The organism is Pectobacterium polonicum (assembly GCF_005497185.1).
GTDB classification, from domain to species: Bacteria; Pseudomonadota; Gammaproteobacteria; order Enterobacterales; family Enterobacteriaceae; genus Pectobacterium; species Pectobacterium polonicum.
Window position 1 is genome coordinate 69485 of record NZ_RJTN01000016.1, and the last position, 23152, is coordinate 92636.

At 47.7% G+C, this 23152-nt stretch carries 24 protein-coding genes and 1 tRNA gene; 12 read left to right on the forward strand and 13 right to left on the reverse strand.

The window, feature by feature from the left end:
* Positions 1-25: 25 nt before the first annotated feature.
* Positions 26-2590, reverse strand: a complete 2565-nt coding sequence (gene mdoH, locus EDI29_RS15670) for a glucans biosynthesis glucosyltransferase MdoH (protein ID WP_137741638.1) — start codon at positions 2588-2590, stop codon at positions 26-28.
* Entirely contained in the window at positions 2583-4085 is a 1503-nt protein-coding gene (locus tag EDI29_RS15675; protein ID WP_137741670.1) for a glucan biosynthesis protein G, read from the reverse strand. Before EDI29_RS15675 ends, mdoH begins: the two co-directional genes overlap by 8 nt.
* A gap of 442 nt (positions 4086-4527) precedes the next feature.
* On the opposite strand from EDI29_RS15675, the gene EDI29_RS15680 reads away from it, so the two are divergent.
* Together EDI29_RS15680 and EDI29_RS15685 are read left to right on the forward strand one after the other, a co-directional pair.
* Positions 4528-5028 (forward strand): DUF2946 domain-containing protein, encoded by a 501-nt coding sequence (locus EDI29_RS15680; protein WP_137741639.1) that lies wholly within the window; start codon positions 4528-4530, stop codon positions 5026-5028.
* 101 nt (positions 5029-5129) lie between these two features.
* The gene (locus EDI29_RS15685) at positions 5130-6653 is read left to right on the forward strand and encodes a PepSY-associated TM helix domain-containing protein (protein WP_137741640.1); all 1524 of its coding nucleotides are present in this window, start codon (positions 5130-5132) and stop codon (positions 6651-6653) included.
* A gap of 113 nt (positions 6654-6766) precedes the next feature.
* Here EDI29_RS15685 and EDI29_RS15690 read toward each other — a convergent pair whose 3' ends face one another.
* The 3 genes from EDI29_RS15690 to EDI29_RS15700 form a co-directional block, all read right to left on the reverse strand.
* On the reverse strand, positions 6767-8431 hold the full coding sequence (locus tag EDI29_RS15690) for a methyl-accepting chemotaxis protein (RefSeq protein WP_137741641.1): 1665 nt from the start codon (positions 8429-8431) through the stop codon (positions 6767-6769).
* A 731-nt stretch (positions 8432-9162) separates the two neighbouring features.
* Positions 9163-9444: a hypothetical protein gene (locus EDI29_RS15695; protein ID WP_137741642.1), complete on the reverse strand. Its 282-nt coding sequence runs from the start codon at positions 9442-9444 to the stop codon at positions 9163-9165.
* A gap of 158 nt (positions 9445-9602) precedes the next feature.
* Positions 9603-9902: a hypothetical protein gene (locus tag EDI29_RS15700; RefSeq protein ID WP_107167724.1), complete on the reverse strand. Its 300-nt coding sequence runs from the start codon at positions 9900-9902 to the stop codon at positions 9603-9605.
* Between the two features lie 157 nt (positions 9903-10059).
* Between EDI29_RS15700 and EDI29_RS15705 the strand changes: the two genes are divergently transcribed.
* The gene (locus EDI29_RS15705) at positions 10060-10245 is read left to right on the forward strand and encodes a GhoT/OrtT family toxin (protein ID WP_107167725.1); all 186 of its coding nucleotides are present in this window, start codon (positions 10060-10062) and stop codon (positions 10243-10245) included.
* Between the two features lie 81 nt (positions 10246-10326).
* Entirely contained in the window at positions 10327-10833 is a 507-nt protein-coding gene (locus EDI29_RS15710) for a 2-thiouracil desulfurase family protein (RefSeq protein WP_137741643.1), read from the forward strand.
* A 53-nt stretch (positions 10834-10886) separates the two neighbouring features.
* On the opposite strand, the gene EDI29_RS15715 is transcribed toward EDI29_RS15710, so the two are convergent.
* The 4 genes from EDI29_RS15715 to EDI29_RS15730 all read right to left on the reverse strand — a co-directional run bounded on the left by EDI29_RS15715 (position 10887) and on the right by EDI29_RS15730 (position 12972).
* Positions 10887-11315, reverse strand: a complete 429-nt coding sequence (locus EDI29_RS15715) for a universal stress protein (protein WP_107167727.1) — start codon at positions 11313-11315, stop codon at positions 10887-10889.
* 164 nt (positions 11316-11479) lie between these two features.
* Entirely contained in the window at positions 11480-11935 is a 456-nt protein-coding gene (locus EDI29_RS15720; RefSeq protein ID WP_137741644.1) for a GNAT family N-acetyltransferase, read from the reverse strand.
* A 4-nt stretch (positions 11936-11939) separates the two neighbouring features.
* On the reverse strand, positions 11940-12464 hold the full coding sequence (locus EDI29_RS15725) for an isochorismatase family protein (protein ID WP_137741671.1): 525 nt from the start codon (positions 12462-12464) through the stop codon (positions 11940-11942).
* A gap of 85 nt (positions 12465-12549) precedes the next feature.
* Positions 12550-12972 carry an NUDIX hydrolase gene (locus EDI29_RS15730; RefSeq protein WP_137741645.1) on the reverse strand — a complete coding sequence of 141 codons (423 nt, stop codon included), beginning with the start codon at positions 12970-12972 and terminating at the stop codon, positions 12550-12552.
* Positions 12973-13437: 465 nt separating this feature from the next.
* On the opposite strand from EDI29_RS15730, the gene EDI29_RS15735 reads away from it, so the two are divergent.
* Complete coding sequence (locus EDI29_RS15735) at positions 13438-13692, forward strand: biofilm/acid-resistance regulator YmgB/AriR (protein ID WP_137741646.1); 255 nt, start codon at positions 13438-13440, stop codon at positions 13690-13692.
* Positions 13693-14059: 367 nt separating this feature from the next.
* On the opposite strand, the gene EDI29_RS15740 is transcribed toward EDI29_RS15735, so the two are convergent.
* Positions 14060-14147, reverse strand: a tRNA-Ser gene (locus tag EDI29_RS15740).
* 288 nt (positions 14148-14435) lie between these two features.
* Here EDI29_RS15740 and yccA point away from each other — a divergent pair.
* Positions 14436-15095, forward strand: a complete 660-nt coding sequence (yccA, locus tag EDI29_RS15745) for an FtsH protease modulator YccA (protein ID WP_107167731.1) — start codon at positions 14436-14438, stop codon at positions 15093-15095.
* Between the two features lie 155 nt (positions 15096-15250).
* Positions 15251-15580 carry a sulfurtransferase TusE gene (gene tusE / locus EDI29_RS15750; RefSeq protein WP_107167732.1) on the forward strand — a complete coding sequence of 110 codons (330 nt, stop codon included), beginning with the start codon at positions 15251-15253 and terminating at the stop codon, positions 15578-15580.
* 10 nt (positions 15581-15590) lie between these two features.
* On the opposite strand, the gene yccX is transcribed toward tusE, so the two are convergent.
* Positions 15591-15869, reverse strand: a complete 279-nt coding sequence (gene yccX, locus EDI29_RS15755) for an acylphosphatase (protein WP_137741647.1) — start codon at positions 15867-15869, stop codon at positions 15591-15593.
* Between the two features lie 230 nt (positions 15870-16099).
* Between yccX and hspQ the strand changes: the two genes are divergently transcribed.
* Complete coding sequence (gene hspQ / locus EDI29_RS15760; protein WP_107167734.1) at positions 16100-16408, forward strand: heat shock protein HspQ; 309 nt, start codon at positions 16100-16102, stop codon at positions 16406-16408.
* 80 nt (positions 16409-16488) lie between these two features.
* On the opposite strand, the gene EDI29_RS15765 is transcribed toward hspQ, so the two are convergent.
* Positions 16489-16902: a CoA-binding protein gene (locus EDI29_RS15765; protein WP_137741648.1), complete on the reverse strand. Its 414-nt coding sequence runs from the start codon at positions 16900-16902 to the stop codon at positions 16489-16491.
* Between the two features lie 195 nt (positions 16903-17097).
* On the opposite strand from EDI29_RS15765, the gene EDI29_RS15770 reads away from it, so the two are divergent.
* Together EDI29_RS15770 and EDI29_RS15775 are read left to right on the forward strand one after the other, a co-directional pair.
* Positions 17098-17622 carry a DUF2057 family protein gene (locus EDI29_RS15770; RefSeq protein ID WP_137741649.1) on the forward strand — a complete coding sequence of 175 codons (525 nt, stop codon included), beginning with the start codon at positions 17098-17100 and terminating at the stop codon, positions 17620-17622.
* A gap of 137 nt (positions 17623-17759) precedes the next feature.
* Complete coding sequence (locus tag EDI29_RS15775; RefSeq protein ID WP_137741650.1) at positions 17760-18218, forward strand: methylglyoxal synthase; 459 nt, start codon at positions 17760-17762, stop codon at positions 18216-18218.
* A gap of 78 nt (positions 18219-18296) precedes the next feature.
* Here EDI29_RS15775 and helD read toward each other — a convergent pair whose 3' ends face one another.
* Entirely contained in the window at positions 18297-20354 is a 2058-nt protein-coding gene (helD, locus tag EDI29_RS15780; protein WP_137741651.1) for a DNA helicase IV, read from the reverse strand.
* Between the two features lie 186 nt (positions 20355-20540).
* Here helD and EDI29_RS15785 point away from each other — a divergent pair, with 186 nt between their 5' ends.
* Together EDI29_RS15785 and yccS are read left to right on the forward strand one after the other, a co-directional pair.
* Positions 20541-20987: a YccF domain-containing protein gene (locus EDI29_RS15785; protein ID WP_137741652.1), complete on the forward strand. Its 447-nt coding sequence runs from the start codon at positions 20541-20543 to the stop codon at positions 20985-20987.
* 20 nt (positions 20988-21007) lie between these two features.
* Positions 21008-23143: a YccS family putative transporter gene (gene yccS, locus EDI29_RS15790; protein ID WP_137741653.1), complete on the forward strand. Its 2136-nt coding sequence runs from the start codon at positions 21008-21010 to the stop codon at positions 23141-23143.
* Positions 23144-23152: the final 9 nt, after the last annotated feature.

The following is a 23152-nucleotide window of genomic DNA, read 5'->3' on the forward strand; positions in this document are numbered from 1 at the left end:
TACCAATCTTTCACACGACAAACGGTTAGCTTTTGATATGAGGTGCGGATAGTTTTTGGTAAGACTCAACCCACGCCGCATAGGCTTCCGGTTTTTGCCATACATGGTAGTGCAAGCGTGAGATCGTAACAGGATCGCTAAGCAACGCCAGACGCTGATTATTGCTCACCTCTTCCGGTTTTCGATTCAAAGCATCACGTACATTCTGCTCGCGCACGTTCTCAATCGCCCGACTAAAACGGTGACGCGCCGTCGCCATTGCGCTGGCAAGGGCGTTAACGGACGGATCGAAGACAGCCTGCATAAACCCGTCATCGAGCCTACGCTGGTGGTTCAACCGGCAATATTCATCCGTGGCAACCAGTTCACGCGGCGGGTTGAACTCTTCCGGTATCATCAACAACTTCGCACGCTTACAACTCAGTCCCAATGCTGCACGGCTTGAATAAACCGACACAAACGGCGACAGAATCAGTGAGAAGACAATCGGCGACAGCCACCACAAGAAACGCAGATCCAACCATGCCATGCCTATCGCCCAGACCAGACCCAGAACCAGTTGGGAACCGTGGCGTACAAACGCTTCACTCCACGGTGTCGCATCATCATCACGCTGCGGAGAATTCCACTGCACTGACCAGCCGAGGAACGCGCTAACCACAAACACCGTATGGAACAACATACGAACCGGTGCCAGTAGAACCGAGAACAGCATTTCCAGCAGCAGGGAAAGGAATACGCGTAAAGCGCCGCCGTATTCTTTTGCCCCTTTCGCCCACACCAGAATCACACTCAACAGTTTTGGCAAGAACAGCAGCACCAGTGTGGTTGAGAAGAGTGCGATAGCCAACTCTGGCCGCCACTGTGGCCAGACGGGGAACAGCTGTCGGGGCTGCAAGAAGTACTGAGGCTCCATCAGCGTATGCACAACCTGCAAGGCCGTAGAGAGCACCAGGAACATAAACCACAGCGGTGCGGACAGATAAGACATCACGCCAGTCAGGAAAACGGCACGGTGAACCGGATGCATACCTTTAACCAGGAACAACCGGAAATTCATCAGGTTCCCATGGCACCAGCGGCGGTCACGCTTCAGTTCATCCAACAGATTAGGCGGCAGCTCTTCATAACTTCCAGGCAGGTCGTATGCAATCCACACGCCCCATCCGGCACGACGCATCAGCGCCGCTTCAACGAAGTCGTGAGAAAGAATCGCACCAGCGAACGAACCCTCACCCGGCAGTGGTGCTAACGCACAGTGCTCGATGAACGGTTTCACGCGGATAATCGCGTTATGCCCCCAGTAATGCGACTCACCCAGTTGCCAAAAATGCAGGCCAGCGGTAAACAGTGGTCCATAGACACGCGTTGCAAATTGCTGACAGCGCGCATACAACGTATCCATGCCGGAGGCTTTCGGCGAAGACTGGATAATACCCGCATTCGGATTCGCTTCCATCAGTCTGACCAGAGAGGTCAGACACTCACCGCTCATGACGCTATCGGCATCCAGAATCACCATGTAGCTATACTGGTTACCCCAGCGACGGCAGAAGTCATCAATATTGCCGCTTTTACGCTTAACACGACGACGACGACGACGATAGAAAATACGCCCAGCGCCCCCAACATCACGACACAGTTCCATCCAGGCTTTTTGCTCTGCCACACAGATATCGGGATCGTTACTGTCGCTCAGAACGTAAATATCGAAATGTTCAAGGTTACCCGTCGCTTCAACCGACTCATACGTCGCACGTAACCCCGCAAACACACGTTCTACGTCTTCGTTACAAATCGGCATGATCAATGCCGTACGATGCTCAGGATTCAGTGCCTCGTTACCCACCGTCGTGGAAGAGATACTGTATTTATCCCGCCCAATAAGCAGTTGCAGGAATCCCATCAGCGCCGTCCAGAAACCAGCCGATACCCAGCAGAACAACACCGCAAATAAAACGAGTATGCCGCTTTGCAGCACGTAAGGCAGCAGTTGCATCAGCGAGCGTGTCCAAGGCTGCCCCGCCATTTCAAACGGATTGATCAACGCCCAGCCCTGATAAGGCAGTATCGTTTTCATGTACCAGGTTGCAATGGCAGTCTGGAACAGCGTCAGCGCCAGCAGGATATAGCGGCGAATGGTTCCCACCAGGCGCCAGCGATTTTCGGAAATTTTCTCTTCCGGGCTGTAATGAGGACGAGGTGGCACAGTCCTGCCTAGCAAGCTTTCCCACCAGCGAACCAGTGGGTTAGTCCGCCAAACATCGGGGAACATCGAAGCGCGGGTAATGACAGGCATCGCTTTTAATGCCGTCCGCCCTTCTCTGTCTGTGCCGAGTTGCTTACCATTATCCAAACCATCAGACCAAGCCATGTCTAAACGTGCCTGCACGGAATGCAGCGCGACATCCTCCTCGGCCTGAACATTAACCTGATTACCTTCAGACTGATTACCTTCAGACAAGGCCTGATGCAAAACGGCCTGATCGTTCCAGGCCGCTTGCGGTAATTTTTCGCGAAGAACCTCTGCCTGCTCAGCAGGCAGAGGGAGTTTCTCAATATAATCGAGAGAAGAAGTTGACTTATTCATTAGCAGGCAGCTGATTGCTCCAGGTTTCAGTCAGTGTCGTCTCGCCATTAACCAATGCAGCTCTCATTTCAGTCGGCTGTTTCGCATCTTTCACACGTAAACGCAGCGTCAGACGCCAGCCATGAGTTACTGGGTTATAGCGAACATTATTTTCTACAATCTCGCCGTTATCGCCAATGCTGACCTGAGAGGCTACTGGAGCGTTCTCATCCAGCTCTTTTAAATTCGGCCCAATGAAGTCCACAATATAAGCAATCGTGCCGTCAGGCTGGCGGATCAGGTTAGATTGTTTAACATCACCGGCAGAACGGCGTGTCTGCTGAACGTAGGCAACGTCCGGGGAATGTAGTTGATCTTCATCGCGCGTAAAGTGCAGACGATATTTAATATCCAGTGGTTTGCCCGTTTCTGGCAATACATCGGGAGTCCAGAAAGCAACGATGTTGTCATTGGTTTCATCCGCAGTAGGGATTTCAACCAGCTCAACTTTTCCTTTACCCCACTCGCCTTTCGGTTCAACCCAACCGCTTGGACGTAGATCGTAGCGGTCATCAAGATCTTCATAGGCAGTGAAATCACGACCGCGTTGCAGCAGACCAAACCCTTTCGGATTTTCTACCGCATAGGTGCTCACAGACAGATGCTTCGGATTATTCAGCGGACGCCAAATCCATTCACCATTACCGGCATGAATTGACAAACCGTTAGAGTCGTTCAGCGCCGGACGATAGTTCAGCGTCGGTGACGGCTGGTTCGGCCCAAACAGATACATGCTGGTCAGCGGAGCAATACCCAGTTTGCCCACTTTATCGCGCAGGAAGACTCTAGCCTGAACGTCTACTACGCTGTCACGCCCCGGATAAACGGTAAAACGGTAAGCCCCTGCGGCACGCGGAGAATCCAGCAGTGCATAAATAACCAGATGCTTATCATTCGGCTTTGGACGTTCAATCCAGAATTCACGGAAACGAGGGAACTCCTCACCAGAAGGCAACGCCGTATCGATAGCCAGACCGCGGGCAGACAAACCATAGATCTGGCCTTTCCCTACCACACGGAAGTAGCTGGCACCCAGCATGCTGACGATTTCATCGTTCTTATCTGCTTTATTGATCGGATAGAGAACTTTAAAACCGGCAAAGCCGAGATTTTTAACCGCTTCGGGATCGTGATTGACGGGACCAAAATCAAAATACTCAGGCGAGTATTTAATCTCATCAACCGTGGTCGCCGTGACTTCATTAATTTTCACCGGAGTATCGAAATACATCCCCTGATGGTAGAACTGTAACTTGAAGGGCGTCTGTACATTATTCCAGTATGATTTATCGTTATTGAAACGAATTTGCTGGTAGTCCGCAAATTTCATATCACGGAATTGCGCAGGAAGATTACTTTTCGGCGCTTCAAACCCCTTTTGTGCCAGCTTTTCAGCCTGCTGTGCCACATCATCAATAGAGAATGCCCAAGCAGGCACTGCGCTTACAGACAGCATAATGGCGGCGGACAGCCAGCGAAGGCTGGCAACCCGCTGTTTAAACCCAAATTTATTATCCAGCACAGCTCCCCCTGTTGGTGTGCTTCAATCAACTAAAATCCATATTAATGGATAAGTTAGCTTTCCTACAACTTGATAAAGATATTGTTCATCATAATAGGTTAGCGTTTAAACAAAGAGAACGCTAAAGCATGATAAATCGGGTTGTAAAAATGGAAAACAGCCACGGACTATAGCGAATATCGATCTATACGGGCGTAGGATTATTCCGTTTACGTCTGCACCCTCTTCTCTAACTCCACCGATAAAAATCACAACATACGGCTACGCTAACACACATATAGCCTAAAGCATGATCGGCATAAACATTTGTGTAACAAAGCAAGGACAAGTAAAGTATCCCTTTGGCTGAACCCGGTATTATTGAATTAAGACTGCTATGCTTTTGTCCGCACTACGACGGCGAAGTTTCCCAGCCTGGGTCGGCATCTTCGCTATTTTGACCATCTTTATTGCGCCAGTGATTTCACAGACACTGGAGCCTCGTGAGCATGGGCTTTATGATGATGGTATAACCACACATAGTACCACCACGCACAATAGTACGACCTCTCACAGTAGAGACGTACATGATATAACCGTGCCCGCCAGTAATAACAGCGATATCGCTGAGCAGCACCACAATCATGCTGGACACACGATGTCTGGGCATCACGCGACGCAATCACACCATTCGCACTCATCGCCATCCATGATGATGGATCATGCCGCTTGTGGTTATTGTGTCCTTTTTGCGTATACCCCCGCACTGTTCGCAACAGGCTCTCCTAATCCCATCTTGACCGCGTCTTTATCTGAAGCGCTACCCATACATTTTATTTCCCGGATTGCTCTTCCCGAGCGTTACACCTCTCCTGTGGTGCGCGCCCCGCCGTTCTGAATGCTGCATTATCATGCCTGCGGGCATTTATAACACATCCGCTATACTCCTTCCGGTATGGTGTTTGAGTATTTTTTTGCTAAATGATTTCAGAGGGTTCTATGTCACACCCTAATCAGGCATCAGTCACGACTGCCGCTTCCGGCGCGCGCCTAGCTGGAGAAACGACGTTGGATAAGCACGCTATGGATAACATATCGCCACGTGCCGCGATCGTTGCCCTGTTCATCCGGCTTCACTTTTATATTGGTATTTTTGTCGGTCCTTTTATTTTCGTTGCAGCCCTGACAGGAACGCTGTATGTCCTTACGCCGCAGATTGAAAACCGACTGTATTCGCACCAGCTTTTCACTGAAAGCCAGGGCACGCCACATTCGCTAGCGGACCAAATTCATGCTGCGCAGGCAGGGCTTACTCATCATCAAGGTGCAAAACTGCTTGCGATACGTCCTGCTCCCGTCGCCGGAGAAACGACCCGGGTCATGTTCGCTTTACCGGAGCTGGGTCCATCAGAAAGCCGTGCTGTTTTCATTGACCCCGTCTCATTGGAAAATCGCGGCAGCGAGATTGTCTATGGCACCAGCGGCATTTTGCCATTTCGTACCTGGCTCGATTATCTGCATCGCGGGTTGCGATTAGGCGATGTCGGGCGTAATTACAGTGAGCTGGCAGCATCCTGGCTGTGGGTTGCGGCCTTGGGCGGTATTGTCATCTGGTGGTCAACCCGGCATATATCATCAGCGACCAAACGGCGGAAGTTAAAAAACAGCCAGACGACGGCAGCGAAAACGCAGCGTCTACGCCATTGGCATGCCACGATGGGACTCAGCCTCGTGCTTGGTTTGCTCTTTTTCTCCGCAACAGGGTTAACCTGGTCACAGTGGGCAGGAGGCAATATCTCTGTCGCACGTACCGCTTTAGGATGGCAAACCCCATCGGTAAAAACCCAGTTGCCCGCACCGATGTCTCACCATGACATGATGCACGGCCACGATATGACAATGGCTACCGATGAACATGCGGAGCACCATGCGTCAATGCCAATGGGGGATGTCGAAACCTATTCACCAGCGTTATTTGATGAGATGCTGGCTGCCGCTCGTCACGCGGGGATTGATGCCAATAAAATCGAAATTCGCCCCGCCACTAAGCCACATAGTGCCTGGACCGTCAGTGAGATCGATCGTGCTTGGCCAACGCAGGTTGATGCCGTGTCGATTAATCCTGATACGTTGGAGATTGTAGACAAAACCGATTTCAACACCTTCCCACTCGCCGCCAAACTCACTCGTTGGGGAGTGGATGCGCACATGGGCGTGTTATTCGGTTTACCAAATCAGTTGATTCTTGCGGCATTTGGCCTTGGGCTTTGTGTGATGATCGTGTGGGGCTATCGGATGTGGTGGATACGCCGTCCCAAATATCGTCATGGCGCGAATCCAGTCAATACGCTGACGGCCACACTGCTGCGGGTTCCGGTTTTTCACCGGGTACTCATTGCGCTCATTACGCTGATGCTGGCACTGAGTTTGCCCGTTATGGGGGTTAGCCTACTGGTTTTCCTACTGATTGACGTTGTTCGGTGGTATATGAACCATCCCAAACAGGCTATTGCCAAAAACTGATTTCTTCACGACCATCGTCACTCGACTCAGCAATAGAAAAAACCGCCGTTGTGTAACACAATCTGTGCAACACAACGGCGGTTAATCAGCAGTACGCGACGAACGACACGAAATTAGAACGTGGTCCAGTCCGCCAATTCACCTTTGCCAGATGTTTTTTCTGCACGATTATTTTTAGGTGCGGCCAGCGCAGGCGTTTCTGCTTTTCTCGTTAACGCAGCACTTTTATAAGATGCCCCAAGGTTGAATACACTGACCGTACGCGCGAGGCTATTTGCCTGATCCTGCAAAGAGAGAGCCGCCGCCGCAGATTCTTCAACCAACGCCGCATTTTGCTGGGTTGTGGTATCAATCTGCCCAACGGCCAGATTGATTTGATTGATGCCGTCACTTTGCTCACGGCTAGCCTGCGCAATTTCGCTGATGATTCCTGTTACGCCCTGCACATTTGTCACCAGTGAATTCATCGTGACGCCGGTTTCTTCCACCAGCCCCATGCCATCCTGTACTTTCTTAAACGAATCATCGATAAGTTCTTTGATTTCTTTTGCCGCCGTAGCGCTTCTCTGAGCCAACGCACGAACCTCACTGGCGACAACGGCAAACCCTCGCCCTTGTTCACCCGCACGCGCTGCCTCGACGGCCGCATTCAGCGCCAGGATATTGGTTTGGAAGGCAATGCCATCAATCACACCGATAATTTCCGCCATACGCTGCGAGGAATCGCGAATACCACGCATCTCCTGCGTTACCGTTTCCATCATCGCACCACTTTTCTTCACGGTTGCAGAAGCGCTAGCCGCAAGATCTGTCGCCTGCGTCGTATTATCCGCAGTATTTCTTATTGTCGACGTCAACTGTTCCATTGACGACGCCGTTTCTTCCAGTGAGCTTGCCTGCTCTTCCGTTCTGGCGGATAAATCCTGATTCCCCGCAGCAATTTGCGATGCGGCACTGGAGATCGTTTCTGCACCGTCACGCACCTGGCTGACAATCTGTCTCAAGCTACCGTTCATGTTATTCAGGGCGGATAACAACTGACCAGTCTCATCTTTACGGTCAGTATAAATTTCAGAGGTCAAATCACCTTTTGCGACATTTTCAGCAACAACGAGAGCTTCCTGTAGCGGTTGAGTGACGCTGCGGGTAATCAATGAAGCAATAATCAGCCCCGCTAGCGCACTAATTATAATGATCGTAGCGAGAACCATCAGCGCATTTTTATAGCTTTCACCGACTTCTTGCGCTGAAGATGACATCTTATCATCCTGTATATCGATGAACGCCTTTACTTTGCTAGTGTATTTCTCTTGAGTAACACGCGTGACATTGAAATATTCTTCAGCCGCCGCATCCGTATTCCCTGCCGAGACCAGTGAAGAAAGTTTGTTCGCTGAACTAAGAAAATCACGTCGGATGTCGCCAATATCGCGCAGCACTGCAATAGATTTATCGTCATTAACGGATTGATTCAGATATTCCATGAGTTCAGATATCGTTCCTGAACGCGCTTTGTTCAACGACAACTGTTTATTGATTTCACTTTCTGATTTAAGTAATAACAACAGTTGCTGATTGTTGAGGTAACCATTTAGCTCATCAATGAGTTTATTGCTCTTGACAGTTAATGGGTAGTTTTGAGAAACGATATCATCCATTTTCTCATGAAAATCACTTAGCTTTGAAATTGCAACGCTACCAATTATCAGAAGCATTAACACAAGAAAAGAAAACCCTGCTCCTAATCGATATCCTATACGCCAGTTGGACAAACCCATTAACATCTCCTTAACTAATATTCTCTATCTGTATAAAAATATGTAATTTAAAAAATTAATATTTATTAATAAATGCAGATAGTCCCAATATTTTTTTCATAACAAAAAATACACATCTCTGAACAGATCGTTTATAGGCTTTTAAACAATATGCAAATAGATATGCTCATCAAACCACAGGCATCGTGGCGTAGCCGCCTGACTTTTACATACTCACGTCCCATAAAATTTGGGAGAATTACCGCCACTAAAATTAGGGTTGAATAGCAACGACAAATACCTAATACAAGTCAGAGCAAATTTTCCTTACGCCGAAGGCGGTATCGGCCTTTTGTAGATAATCTTTATATTTTCTAACTTATGGTATTCATATCTATTTAATCGATCATTTTACAACAATCTATCTATTTACAAGATATAAGCATTTTAAATAAACAGAAATATTGCATTTGGAATGTAACAATAAACCCAAAAACAAATAATAACAATTTGTCATAAATTAAAACAAAAACCACTTGAATTGATATTATAGCGCGGACAGGAATAGGGATATAGGTGGAAGTAAACGAACGATATGAGGTAACCTTCCTTTAATAAGGTTCACTTTCTACAAGAACATTATGCCTTAGGTAAAAAAGACTCACCCAGCCATCTTGTCATCAAGATGGCTGGGTGATTTAATATTTTTATTTATGTTTACGCTGCTCAAAGAGCCGAGTCATATTCCAGCATTACTTTTTCTTAGACGTTACTTTGGATTTACCTTTCAGCAATTCCCGAAGTTTTTTGAGTTCTTTTTGCGTCAATGGCGCTTCTGTACCCACCTCTTCCGTCCCCTGGCTGTCCACTGATTCAGAAGACAGGTCAGAGATTAGATGGCCTTCATCAAAGCTCCGCAGTAACCGAGCACTGACTTCCGCACTGATTGATACTTCGTTTTCCAATGCTGCTGCTTTAATTTTTTCTTTCAGCTCTGGGGAAATTTTCAGGGACAGGCTAGATATCTCACTCATTTTATTACCTTTCTCATGGGGTAAAAGAGTAAGCTATGACACCTAGTCAGCAATGTCCATACTGAAATAAAAATTTAATATTTCTGTCACATAAATAGCTCCATTATTTTCTTAGCAAGAAGATTATTATTTCGCTATTTTTATTTCTCCAACATGGGCTATTTATTTCCGTTTTTCATTTTCCAGTCGTCAATCATTTTTCTGCTCACATCGCCTTTGTAACAAATTGGCGAATAGCCCCCTGCCCGGCTCCATGCACTACGCTTACCACACTGACTGCCATTACGTGCTGAATTATAAGGACAAGGGCAATTTCCTGAATAAGCAGAAATCGATGCCTGGATGATCTTTTCTTTGATCTGCTCGTCAGAAATCCGAGAATTTTTCGCCATACTAGGTGTAGAAAAAGAAAGCAAGGTCACAGCAAAAACCATCGCAACAGCCAACGTTATTTTCATACCGAAGGTCTCACTTTACGCAGAGGTTGTTAACTGTAGTACAAAATAAGTACCACCGAACAGGGTCTTATCTGACTACTCATTATGGGTTAAAAAATTGATCATAAAATATTAACGACATAAAATGCAGGCGCTTCGAGGATAAAAGGAAACAAACGTGCCACATCACTCCCTATGGGAACTCATTAAACTTACCTACATGATCGGTTTTGTCGTTTCCTTGATCGTTACTTTCTTGTTAAGTAAAGACAAATCCTTATTCATTCGCTTTTTTGCTTCGTTAATGGTAGCTCTAACCTGGCCATTGAGCTTTCCTGTTGTCTTGCTGTTCTCCATTTTTTAAAAGCGTTTATCTTCCTGATGACAGGTTTAATGACTCAATGCCGCAACGCCTATGCCCACCTTCCAGAGAGAATGCTCCGCGATGAGTAACATTCTGATCAGTGCTTGTCTATCAGGTTTCCCCGTGCGCTATAACGGTACTGAAAAGAAATCTGTCGGCGACTATCTTGCCCAGTGGCGACAACAGGCGCGGTTGATTACATTTTGCCCTGAGCTCGCTGCGGGCTTCTCAACCCCCAGGCCTTCAGCGGAGATTATTCCGGCCTTTGGTGACAGTTCCGTCATCAAGGCTGGTGCCCGAGTTGTTGAAGCAACCGGCAACGATGTGACCGCGCGTTATATTCTGGGGGCATGGTTAACGCTACAAATGGCACAACAGCATAACTGCCGCTTTGCTCTCCTTACTGAAGGGAGCCCATCCTGTGGCAGCAATATTATCTACAGCGGACAATTTGATGGTTCACAAATGGCTGGTAGTGGCGTTACCGCCGAGTTGCTACGTCACCATGGTATAGAAGTATTTTCCGATTGTGAGATCGAACGACTAATCGAACGTGTTGAATATTGCGATCGTCATACTGACGTATAGCAACGCTGCTGTCGGTCACCCATCCCAAATGAGCAGCAGCGTTAGACAAAGAATTAACGAACCACTAATACTGACATCTTTGCATGGCGAACGATGGCGGCAGCATTTGAACCGAGTAAATAGGTTTTCACATCAGGTCGCCGCGAACCAATTACAATTAAATCCGCATTAATCTCCTCTGCCAGCGATAATACTTCGTCTCTGGCAGAGCCAAAACTAACACTGCATGACACACGTGATGCAGGAAGCTCGATCGTTTTCATCAGTGATTTAAGCTTGTCATTCGCTTTCACCACGGCCTCATTCTCAAACTCTTTTATTCCAAAGGAATAAGCAGATAAAAATGCCGACGCATCAGGAAGGGAGTGAAAGAGGTGTATTGCAGCACCTGACATTTTGGCCAACCTGACTGCGTGCGTAAGCGCGTGTTTGGTGAGTTCATCTTCTTCTATATCTACTGGCACCAGGATACTTGTGTACATAATCACCTCTCCTCACGTGGATAACTGATTATCTGTCAGTATGTAAGAAGCGTAGTCTGCTCGTCGTCAGCAGAATATGATCCCGTTCACTTTTACGCATGTTGCCCGCAATTTTTAACCTAATGAGCGCATAAAATGCGCCGTTAGCTCACTGCCGATTTACTTTAAAGCGATCGGGTATAGATGCGTGACGACTCTCCCCAAGGGTGATAGCCCATTCCGGTAAAGTGGAAACCATATCGCTCATAAAAGCTGAATAACTCGGTGCATAGATGCAACGTAGAAAAACCAGCACGCCGAGATTCCTGAGCAAGATGCTCGATCAATTGCCCCGCATACCCCTTTCCACGCTGGCTCTCTTCAACGTAAAGCGCACACAGCCAAGGATAAAGATCCATACGGCTGATGAAATCATTGGTAATTAACCCCGCACCACCAATAATGAGTCCATCCTTTTCCAACAAATACCAATCAGGCAGTGGGTTTTCAGCATCAATGCAATGGCTAATGCAGTCTTCATAAAGCATCAACGTTTCTTCTGATGCCCAATGGCGTTGGAAATAACGGATCGCCCGTTCTTTGTATTCAGGGCGATTTCGGATCGAAATAATATTCAACATGAGGCTAGCGACTCATCTTCCATGAATCAACGATGTGTTGCGTTGTTTCTAGCGCAATCGAGTTGCCAGGAATAATAAAATTCCGCCACACCTCGTTGTAATGCGCGATTAACTGTTCTGCTTTCAGTTCACCACGATTGGCCGTCGTGTGTGCATCGGCTGCAATCGTCAACGCATAGCCTCGACTGGCTGCATTTTTAATAGTTGCATCAACACAATAATCCGTCGCACACCCACAAATCGTAAGGTGGTTAACATTCAATTCAGCCAGCACATCCGCTAACGGCGTACGATAAAACGCATCGCATGCCGTTTTAGTGACGAACAAACTGCCTGCGGGTTGATGGAGTTCAGATAATAATTGCCATCCGTCACTGCCTGACAACATACCATCTTCTTCATGCTGAATAAAAATCGTCTGGTCTGCTGCGCCTGAAAGTTGGTTTATCAATGCAACCGTCTGCGCCTGTCGCGCTCTCGGCGTTGCAAAAACGGCATTCTGCATATCAATGACCATTAACACGTGCATTTTCTTTCCTTTTTTGGCGCTTAATATCAGCATCTCATCATCACAAAGGCAGTAGCAAGACATCATCCTGACCGTTCGATACCCGCTAGATCATGTCCACTATACCATGAGGATAAAAGTTGATTTTCCCGGAACGCAGCAAATCAATATCAAACCAGCGGGTAACGATCGGAACGCCATTTGTCTCTATGCCATGAATGATATCTTGCTGATAAAGAGCTTCATCCTGAAAACGGGCTTCATAGACAAAGACAATTTCATGCCCTGCCTTGCCATTGTAGGAAAAGATATTTTCTGAAACACCCAATAGCGAAAAGTCCTTGGTCGCTGCGCTAATTTCTTCCTGAACTTCTCTCTCCGCAGCCACCTGTGACGACTCGCCAAATTCAATGCCACCGCCGAGTGGCAATACATAATGCTCATCTTTTATAGGATCATACCCTTCAGCTAATAGAATTTTGTTATGGTTTCGGAAAAGACAAACTGCTTTTGCTCTAATCTTCTGCATGCCAACGCTCCAGGTAAACTACCGCACTGTTTTTGATAAAAAGACATTTTTGATAAAACGATATGTACCACAGGAAAATGTCACCGTCTTGTACAGATAAAGGTCTATAAGTCGTGCTCAAAATACATTAACAGTCTTTATGTTCAGCTAATTTTTTCCTCAACCTCCGAGCATCCCGTCATGTTTAACTTATTGAAGTCATGTCATCTCGTATAATTATTCCAGACATATTATTGGTGAGAAATAGCAAATTCATATTTATTCACCTGACCATTGATCGCCGTCATCCTTTCACGATCGTACAAGCGACTGGGTAAGGCTGTGTTTATTTATCATCTTGACTGGTTTTATGCGCGTGATGCGCTAAAGTTAACTAACCGTGTCTTCACACTTGGTGGATGGTGTATTAACGCTGTCTGGCAGTGTGCATAAACTCAGCCCAAAGCGTGAAAGTAAGGAGAGGTCATGCATCCAGAGGTGTCCCAAAACGAGCACCCCACATCGGGTGATCTTGGCCTTGATTCTCAGGCTAGTGATATGGAGATACTTGGCAACATTGTGGAAGAAATCATTCAATCCGGTCATTCCGTTAGTAACAAAGCTATCATTGCTAAATTAGTGAACAAAATTGAAAAAGAAGCCAATATCGCTTTTCAGGAAAAATACCGCGCATTGCTGGAATTGGTGGTTTATAAAACTCAGGACGATTTCCTGATTTAATGCACTGTCAATACATTCGACCATCACCTCGGTAAGATTTTCGTATTATCGAGAGGCTATTTTATTTAATCAACGGCACCATCGATAATGAATAGGTGGGGTCGGAAGAATGAAATACATTCATTGCCATATTTTTTCATTATGGATGAACATATTTAATCCCCCGACATGACATATATTTATTTTTTTGCTAATCGTTAGCATTCATTTCAAAATAAATAAGCGATGAATAATTCACGCCCAGGTTTAAACCACTTAGCACACGCCGACTCTGGCAGAGATGACAACGCCACAATAAAAAACACTATATCGGATTCGGCAGCAGAAACGAAAACGGGCTAGCCTAAGCTAACCCGTTGAATTTTTTTGGCGGAGGAGTAGAGATTCGAACTCTAGAACACTTTCGCGTCGCCGGTTTTCAAGACCGGTGCCTTCAACCACTCGGCCACTCCTCCGCAATGACGCGAACTATAAACAGTGTGTGGGATCTTGTAAAGCATCACGGCGCTCAATTGCCTGAAAAACAATCTAACACGGCGTAATTGAGCGTAAAATCGTCACACGACACACAAAATAGAGCAATTTATCCCCACCATCATAATGGTGGCAGGGTAAAACACGAATGCAGGTACGGAGTATCGCGAATTTGCAGCGTAAAGAAGGGTAAACCATCTTTAATAACGTCTTGAAACTATTTATTCTTTGACATTGGATAATAGCACCCTGAAGAGAGAGTCGCTGATATGGATCGTATTGTTGTTTCTTCTACCCGTGAAAGTTCGTTACTCAGCACTCACAAAGTGCTGCGCAATACCTATTTCCTGCTGTCGCTGACACTGGGTTTTTCCGCCGTTACCGCAACGGCAAGTACTGTACTTAACCTACCCGCTCCGGGTTTAATTCTGATGCTAGTTGGGTTTTATGGTCTGATGTTCCTGACGCATAAACTCGCGAACAGCCCTGCCGGTATTTTGGCGGCATTCGCACTAACTGGATTTATGGGTTATACGCTGGGCCCGATCTTAAGTTCACTGATTTCTTCCGGTGCAGGTGACATTGTCATGCTGGCGCTTGGCGGTACGGCTCTGGTGTTCTTCTGCTGTTCAGCCTATGTCTTAACAACGCGTAAGGATATGTCCTTCCTGTCTGGCATGATGATGGCAGGTTTCGTTGTTCTGATTGTTGCCGTCATTGCTAATCTGTTCTTACAGATTCCGGCATTGCATTTGGCAATCAGCGCCCTGTTTATTCTGTTCTCAGCAGGCGCCATCCTGTGGGAGACCAGTAACATCATCCACGGCGGCGAAACCAACTACATCCGTGCAACGGTTAGCCTGTATGTCGCAATATACAATATCTTCGTTAGCCTGTTGAGCATCTTGGGCATCATGCGTAACGACTAAAGGTAGTGAGTCCCCGCACTGAGAAAAACTCCGCGGGTGCGCGAATAAGATAATCACCCCACCCTGTGAGCCGTACGCTGACAGGGTGTTTTTTATTCAGGTACATATCGAAAAATTTGTTAAACTACGGCTGAGATATCGCAGTCGGAGAGAAGATGTTGGAGTTTGAAGGGCGAACGATCGCAACAGACGCACAGGGTTACCTGATGGACAGCACTACGTGGAGTGAAGCATTGGCTCTCGTGTTAGCTGAACAGGAAGGCATCGCGTTGACAGAACCACATTGGGAAGTCGTCCGGTTCGTGCGGAATTTTTATCAGGAGTTTAACACCTCCCCCGCTATACGCATGTTAGTTAAAGCAATGGCACAAAAATACGGTGAAGAGAAAGGCAATAGCCGCTATCTGTATAAACTGTTTCCAAAAGGGCCAGCAAAACAGGCGACCAAAATAGCTGGCTTACCCAAACCCGTGAAATGCATCTAGTTTCTCCGTTTCAATAGCGGATCGCAAAGTCTTCGTAGGCTATCTTGCTATGCGGCTCAATAAGCACCCTATCAACTCTGGCGCTTCGTGGGCCTCCTTGTTTCAGCCACTCAATCAACGCATCTACCGCATCAGGTTCACCGCTTGCCACCACTTCCACGCTGCCGTCATTACAATTGCGTGCATACCCAGTGAGACCAAGCTGTATTGCCTGACGTTGCGTACTGTAACGAAAACCGACACCCTGAACCACACCATAAACATAAGCTGCCATCGCTATCGTTGCCATCTTCCCCACTTCCCCCCTAAGCCACTAAACAACATTTATTAGCCGGACTGTATCTTCTAAAAATTTACACCATACTGTTAATAATGAGTTCAGCCTGTGATGCACTAACGAGCCCATGGCATCATCGCTTGAAAACACCTCTGAACGCTAAAAATGTTATCGGATGCGGCGATCCTCTCCCCGCAAAATCCGCAGCGAGTAGAAAGTATAATCAATTTCCAGGGGGTTATATGATCGTCAGCAAATTTGGCATCGGACAACAGATTCGTCATAAGCTTCTAGGGTTTCCAGGGGTCATTATCGATATCGATCCCGAATATTCACTAGAAACGCCCACCTGGGAAGAAATTAGCGGCAATGACACTCCGCGATCTGAACCGTGGTATCACGTTGTGATGGAAGATGACGAAGGCCAACCGATACATACTTATTTGGCGGAGGCACAGTTGATGAAGGAAGAGCTTTCTGAGCACGATCACCCTTCGTTAAATGAATTAGCTGAGGTCATTCAACGCCGAGCACCTCAGTTGCGCCACTAACTTTCATCAAAAGTAAATATTGGCACTACAATCAGACATCGGCGATGTTGTGATAGTCAACATCGCTCAGTGCCTACGGCTTATTTATCCAAACCCAGCCGTGGGATTTCAATTTTCGGGCAACGATCCATCACCACTTTCAACCCTGCATCGTGAGCCAAAATTGCCGCTTGCTCATTAATGACGCCAATCTGCAACCACAGGACGGTAGCACCGATGGCGATAGCCTCTTTAGCCACCTCATAGGCTGCCTCTGGCTGACGAAAAACATCAACCATATCAACAGAATCAGGAATATCCGCCAAGCTGGAATACGCTTTTTGGCCTAAGAGCGTCTGACCAGCCAGCTTAGGACTGACGGGGATGACGTTATAGCCCTGCTCAAGTAAATAGGCCATTACACCATAACTTGGACGGGACGGTTTATCGCTGGCACCCACTAACGCAATGGTTTTTACCGTTTTCAGTACCGATTCAATATCACTGTCATTCATGCTATTCAGCCTCTCTTGCGTGATTTATTACAGTGTATCTTACATTCAACGAATGGCGTGAAATGGCTTACAGCATCCGTGATCTGATGCAGCATGGCACGAAAAATGCCATAACAGCCTGTTTCAAATTGAAACCTTTGACACATTCAGACAATTCCTCAACAATACCCGAATGACGTACCATCTGAGAAAATTATGAAATTCGGCTTCATCACTGTCTGCCTTTTTATTGCAGGTTTAAGTGCCTCGGCAATTGCGGCAACAACGTTGAAATTAGATCAGAAAATCGATCTCCTGATGGTTGACGGGCAGAGGATGTCAGGCTCGTTGCTGAAGGGTGCCGATAGCCTCGAGCTTGGCAGTGGACAACACCAGATCCTGTTCAAGGTTGTCGATACTGTTGATACTCAGACGGGCGCACCAGCGACCTATTTTCCTTCAACATTTATTGCGACCTTTAACACCGAAAAAGTGGCATCGGTGTCATTTAAGCTACCGCCGCTGCAAACCCTCCAGGATCGCAAAAACTTCACAGCCCTTCCCCAATATCAATTGCTTGATGAAAAAAATCAGGCTATCCCCGTACGTACCGATGCGCTTGTAATAGCAGACAATGAGCTACTCGATATAGAGCGAAAAATGTCGGAATACAACGCAGCAGCAAAAGGGGCTTCAGTTGCTGGTTTTGCTAGCGCGCTGAATGAATCCGTAACCTGGTGATTTAACGCGCAGTCACATCAGATTTTTGATACCCGTTCGCCTTTTCCTGCTTTTATTGCTTTGCACTGAAACAGCGTTTCCGTAATCTGTCTGTACCCTAGCGTCAGCTTTACTACACCAGATTGAAGGACGTAACCATGGAGTTCACCACCCGTACCATCCCTGCGCAAAAACATATTGCGCTGGTAGCACACGACCACTGTAAACAATCCTTGCTGGATTGGGTTGGTACGAATAAAGAACAGCTCAAAGAGCACACGCTTTACGCCACCGGTACTACCGGAAACCTGATTCAGTTAAATACGGGCCTGCCCGTAAAAAGCATGCTGAGTGGGCCAATGGGGGGCGACCAGCAAGTTGGTGCCCTCATCTCCGAAGGGAAAATTGATTTAATGATCTTCTTTTGGGACCCACTTAACGCCGTGCCACACGATCCCGATGTAAAAGCGCTGCTGAGACTCGCGACCGTTTGGAACATTCCTGTTGCCACCAACCGTGCAACGGCGGATTTCCTGGTTAATTCTGCGCTATTTAAAGAACCTGTTCAGATAACCATCCCTGATTATCAGCGCTACCTGCAAGACCGCCTCAAATAACACGAACACATAAAAATAGGCCAGCGGCGAGTTGCACACCCGGCGCTGGTCTCTACTGTTCCACTTCTCTATTTTTCGTTATCCGGGCTTACGCTGTGCTGGCACGCCTAAGCGCTGAAGATGCTCAACAAACACTGAGGGGGTTGCCATATCCTGTAACAGCCAGACGCGATGCTTTGCTCTCGTCAACGCGACATACAGCAAGCGACGCTCTTCCGCATCAGGGAAATTCTCAGGCTCAGGTAACAGTGCGGCCTCAATCACGGATTCTCTTGCCGGAGCCGGGAACCCATCTTTACCCTCATGCATCCCTACAATAATGACATACTCAGCCTGCTGACCTTTACTGGCATGCACCGTCATGAAATCAATATGTAAATTCGGCCATTTGGTCGCAGCCTTCTCTAAAATAGCAGGGCGCAAATGATGATAGCGAGCAAGCACGAGAATACGCTCATCGGCTTTAGCAAAGCCGCTCAATTTATCCAAGAGTGGTTCAAGCTGCTCCTGAGGTAGGATAGTTACCGCTTTTTTATCCCCCTTACTCAAGCTATTAAGCGGTTTCTTTAACTGATACGGATTCTGTTGTATGAACGTGTTGGCAATTTCACCAATGCGTTCATTAAAGCGATAGGTCGTATCTAGCGCGCACTGTTCACCTACGCCAAAATGCTGTTCGAAACCCGTCGTTAACGCCAATTCTGCACCGCTGAAACGATAAATTGCCTGCCAGTCATCCCCTACGGCAAACAGGCAGGTACGGCTATTTTGTCGCCGCAGCGCAGCAAGCAAACTCGCGCGCTGTGGTGAGATATCCTGAAATTCATCGACCAGAATATGTTTCCAGGGACTGACAAAACGCCCTTTATCCAGCAAGTTCACGGCCTGATGGATAAGGCCAGAGAAGTCGACTGCGTTTTCGTCCTTAAGCGCTTTTTTCCAGGCTTTCAATAACGGTGCCATCAGGCGAATACGTTGCTGAAATTCAGCCCTAATCGATTCTGGCGCTTGCTCCACCATTTCGCTCTGGCTACCACCGTGCATACGCATCAATCCCAGCCAGCGCTCAAGCCGTCCAGCCAGCCGAGCCGCCAGCTTCGAATCGTTCCAGAAATCGCCGTCTGGCACATCCCACTCCAGCTCTTCCGTTAACCAACGCCGCCATCCATTCGCCTGCGTTTTTTTCTCGGCACATTGCTGTTGCCAGTGTGAAATCAACAGCTCGCGGCGCTGTTTTGCATCACTTTCAAGCTGGCTTATCATCGGTGCCTTACGGCTAGCCTGCTGAATGATGTGCAATGCCAGCGCATGGAATGTCTTAGCCTGAATCTCATCCGTATGAAGCCGTTCCTGAATGCGCTCGTTCATCTCTTCTGCCGCTTTACGGCCAAATGCCAGCAGCAAAATCTGATCGGGCGCAGCTTCTTGACGATGCATTAGCCAGGCTGCACGAGCCACCAACACGGACGTTTTACCACTGCCTGCGCCCGCCAGCACTAGCACGCCCTCTTCGCCATTCATCACTGCTTTGCTCTGAGACACATTTAATGGCGAACTCTCTACCGTTTCAAAGAAAGGCTGCTCTGCTGCCAACGTGCGTTCCATCCATGCCTGATTCGCCGCAGTGCGCATCTCGTCCCCCTGCTCAAGCCAACGCAAGCAATGTTGGTAGTTATCACGGCAGTTATCGAAGGTATCAAGGCGAACAATAGGAAGAGGCAGAGACTCCAGCGAATTGCGGACAGCACTCTGCAACGTTGATAGAGCTTGACGGCTAAACCATTTATCCTGCTGCGTCAGCGTATGGATGCTGTCCATTTGACGCAGCAAAACCTCAGCACAGATCAGACTCATCTCCTCGCTCCAGCCAAGCCAGGATTTGAGAAGGTGGCGGTAAAAAGCCTGCGTTTCCTGCCACTCAGTACCATGCAAACGCACCACTTTTCCGGCTGGCAATTCAAACTCTAGCTCACCCCACACCAACCCTCTTTTACAGTGAATATTCAGCAACTGATTAAAAGGAATCAGGTATTCATGTTTATCGCCACTCACTTCGACACCCGCATTCAGTAACCGCACCCGGTTGTAAGGATGCTGAGCCAGATGTTTACCTAATGAGGTAGATTTCAGTTCCATGATGTTCGCGCCATGACTATGTGAGAGGGGCATTGGTACATTTGTTAGCGTTGCTCAGTGTCCTAGTTTACCCGTTATCGGACTTCACGCTCTAGCCTTAAAAACAGGTTAGGATATCCTGATGCTTAATGTGATAATTCTTTTATCATCAGCAAGTTTGGTTACCTTGCAAACACAGGAGAAACTATGCGTACTGCGTTGAACATCCTTAATTTCGTACTGGGTGGGTTTTTCACCACATTAGCCTGGCTTCTGGCAACCATCGTCAGCGTGCTGCTGATCTTCACCTTGCCGCTAACGCGCTCATGCTGGGAAATCACTAAATTGTCGTTTTTTCCTTATGGCAATGAAGCCATCCATGTTGATGAGTTACGCCCCGATGAAAAGAGCACCATTCTCAGCGCTAGCGGTTCTCTACTCAATATCTTCTGGTTCATTTTCTTTGGCTGGTGGCTTTGCCTGTCGCATATCATTACCGGTATCGCTCAATGTATTACGATCATTGGCATTCCAGTCGGCATCGCTAATTTTAAAATTGCTGCCATCGCGCTATGGCCTGTCGGACGTCGCGTGGTTTCCGTCGAACTCGCGCAGGCTGCGCGGGAAAATAATGCCCGTCGTCACTATCGCTAACGGCATCTAAGGATATTACGTTGCTCACCTTCGCCCCAGGAATTCGTCGCTACGTCTATAACAGCAGTTGGCTGTATAGCATCCGCATCCTTATTGCACTCAGTGGTGCAGCGGCCGTTCCCTGGTGGCTAGGTCAACCAACATCAACAATTCCGGTCACTCTGGGGGTCGTCGCCGCGGCCCTTACCGACCTCGACGATCGCCTCACTGGACGTTTACGTAATTTGTTTATTACGCTGTCCTGTTTTTTTGTTGCTTCCGTTTCGATCGAATTGCTTTTTCCTTATCCATGGCTGTTCGGCATTGGTTTGGCGGTCTCAACCTGCGGCTTTATCCTGCTCGGCGCATTAGGGCAACGCTATGCGACAATTGCATTCGGTGCACTGCTGATCGCGATTTACACCATGCTGGGAATATCCCTTTACGACAACTGGTATCAGCAGCCCATCATGCTGTTAATCGGAGCCTCCTGGTACAATCTGCTGACGCTATTCGGACATCTCCTCTTCCCGATCCGCCCGTTGCAGGACAATCTCGCACAGTGTTATCAACAGTTGGCTCGCTACTTAGATGCAAAAGCCAACCTATTCGATCCCGATATTGAAGAAGAAACTGACAAGCCCCTTATTGATGTTGCCATGGCAAACAGCCAACTGGTTGCGATGCTCAACCAAACCAAATCCTCATTGTTAACGCGCCTGCGTGGCGATCGCGGACAGCGAGGAACACGCCAAACACTGCACTACTATTTTGTCGCCCAAGATATTCATGAACGTGCCAGTTCGTCGCATGTTTACTATCCACAGTTGCGTGAAAAACTGCGCTATAGCGACGTCCTATTTCGCTTTCAACGTCTGCTGAGCATGCAGGCCAAAGCCTGCCAGCAGTTATCGCAATCCATTCTGCTGCACCAAAAATATCAGCACGACAGCCGCATTGAGCGGGCTTTTGTGCATCTTGAATCCGCTATTGCGCGTGTCGCTGCCAACAACATGGCGGATTCCGCACAAATTAAAGCGCTCACTTATTTATTGAATAATCTGCGTGCTATTGATGCGCAATTAGCGACCATCGAATCCGAGCAGAGCATTGAGCAAGAAAACAACCCAGAAAACACGCTGGCCGATGACAACATCACGGGTTGGAGCGATATCCGTTTACGCATTAGTCGCCACCTAACGCCACAGTCGGCGCTGTTTCGCCATGCCATTCGCATGTCCGTGCTGCTCTGTAGCGGCTACGCGTTGATTCAGGTAACGGGTTTGCAGCACGGCTACTGGATTCTGCTGACCAGCCTATTTGTTTGTCAGCCCAACTATAACGCAACCCGGCGGCGACTGACGCTGAGGGTGATCGGGACATTGACCGGTATTTTAATCGGCCTTCCTATCCTGTACTTCGTCCCTTCACAGGAAGGACAACTCACGCTGATCGTCATTAGCGGTGTACTCTTCTTTGCCTTTCGTAACGTGCAATACGCACATGCGACCATGTTTATTACGCTGCTTGTCCTACTTTGTTTCAACCTGTTGGGCGAAGGCTTTGAAGTCGCAGTACCGCGTATTATTGATACTTTATTAGGGTGCGCCATCGCGTGGGCGGCAGTGAGTTTTATCTGGCCAGATTGGCGTTTCCGCGGCCTGCCTACCGTTATCAATAAAACATTAAATGCCAACTGCCGCTATCTTGACGCGATCATGATTCAATATCATCAGGGGAAAGATAATAGTTTGCCTTATCGTATTGCCCGTCGCGATGCGCATAATTGCGACGCAGAATTGGCATCGGTTGTGTCAAATATGTCCTCGGAGCCTCACACCACCAAGAACAAGCTGGACAATGCGTTCCGCTTCATGTGCCTGAATCATACGTTATTAAGTTATATCTCAACGCTCGGCGCACACCGTGGGAAAATGGCTTCATCGGAAACGCTGCAATTTCTGGATGATGCCGTGTGTCATGTTGACGACGCGCTACACTGTCGGGAAGAAGATAGCCTACGTATCAATCAGGGATTGAAAGCTATTGCTACCAGCATTCAATCCCTTTCACTTGAGTCAGACAGTAAAGAACAATTAATTATTCAGCAAATCGGCCTGCTGATCGGCCTCTTACCTGAACTCGTACAGCTAAAAAATGACATAGTTGCACAGTAAAACAGGGGC

Bases quoted from the DNA above. Each gene is read 5' to 3' on its own strand.
- mdoH (WP_137741638.1), bottom strand. From the start codon at position 2,590: ATGAATAAGTCAACTTCTTCTCTCGATTATATTGAGAAACTCCCTCTG.
- EDI29_RS15675 (WP_137741670.1), bottom strand. From the start codon at position 4,085: ATGCTGTCTGTAAGCGCAGTGCCTGCTTGGGCATTCTCTATTGATGAT.
- EDI29_RS15680 (WP_137741639.1), top strand. From the start codon at position 4,528: ATGCTTTTGTCCGCACTACGACGGCGAAGTTTCCCAGCCTGGGTCGGC.
- EDI29_RS15685 (WP_137741640.1), top strand. From the start codon at position 5,130: ATGTCACACCCTAATCAGGCATCAGTCACGACTGCCGCTTCCGGCGCG.
- EDI29_RS15690 (WP_137741641.1), bottom strand. From the start codon at position 8,431: ATGGGTTTGTCCAACTGGCGTATAGGATATCGATTAGGAGCAGGGTTT.
- EDI29_RS15695 (WP_137741642.1), bottom strand. From the start codon at position 9,444: ATGAGTGAGATATCTAGCCTGTCCCTGAAAATTTCCCCAGAGCTGAAA.
- EDI29_RS15700 (WP_107167724.1), bottom strand. From the start codon at position 9,902: ATGAAAATAACGTTGGCTGTTGCGATGGTTTTTGCTGTGACCTTGCTT.
- EDI29_RS15710 (WP_137741643.1), top strand. From the start codon at position 10,327: ATGAGTAACATTCTGATCAGTGCTTGTCTATCAGGTTTCCCCGTGCGC.
- EDI29_RS15715 (WP_107167727.1), bottom strand. From the start codon at position 11,315: ATGTACACAAGTATCCTGGTGCCAGTAGATATAGAAGAAGATGAACTC.
- EDI29_RS15720 (WP_137741644.1), bottom strand. From the start codon at position 11,935: ATGTTGAATATTATTTCGATCCGAAATCGCCCTGAATACAAAGAACGG.
- EDI29_RS15725 (WP_137741671.1), bottom strand. From the start codon at position 12,464: ATGCACGTGTTAATGGTCATTGATATGCAGAATGCCGTTTTTGCAACG.
- EDI29_RS15730 (WP_137741645.1), bottom strand. From the start codon at position 12,972: ATGCAGAAGATTAGAGCAAAAGCAGTTTGTCTTTTCCGAAACCATAAC.
- EDI29_RS15735 (WP_137741646.1), top strand. From the start codon at position 13,438: ATGCATCCAGAGGTGTCCCAAAACGAGCACCCCACATCGGGTGATCTT.
- yccA (WP_107167731.1), top strand. From the start codon at position 14,436: ATGGATCGTATTGTTGTTTCTTCTACCCGTGAAAGTTCGTTACTCAGC.
- tusE (WP_107167732.1), top strand. From the start codon at position 15,251: ATGTTGGAGTTTGAAGGGCGAACGATCGCAACAGACGCACAGGGTTAC.
- yccX (WP_137741647.1), bottom strand. From the start codon at position 15,869: ATGGCAACGATAGCGATGGCAGCTTATGTTTATGGTGTGGTTCAGGGT.
- hspQ (WP_107167734.1), top strand. From the start codon at position 16,100: ATGATCGTCAGCAAATTTGGCATCGGACAACAGATTCGTCATAAGCTT.
- EDI29_RS15765 (WP_137741648.1), bottom strand. From the start codon at position 16,902: ATGAATGACAGTGATATTGAATCGGTACTGAAAACGGTAAAAACCATT.
- EDI29_RS15770 (WP_137741649.1), top strand. From the start codon at position 17,098: ATGAAATTCGGCTTCATCACTGTCTGCCTTTTTATTGCAGGTTTAAGT.
- EDI29_RS15775 (WP_137741650.1), top strand. From the start codon at position 17,760: ATGGAGTTCACCACCCGTACCATCCCTGCGCAAAAACATATTGCGCTG.
- helD (WP_137741651.1), bottom strand. From the start codon at position 20,354: ATGGAACTGAAATCTACCTCATTAGGTAAACATCTGGCTCAGCATCCT.
- EDI29_RS15785 (WP_137741652.1), top strand. From the start codon at position 20,541: ATGCGTACTGCGTTGAACATCCTTAATTTCGTACTGGGTGGGTTTTTC.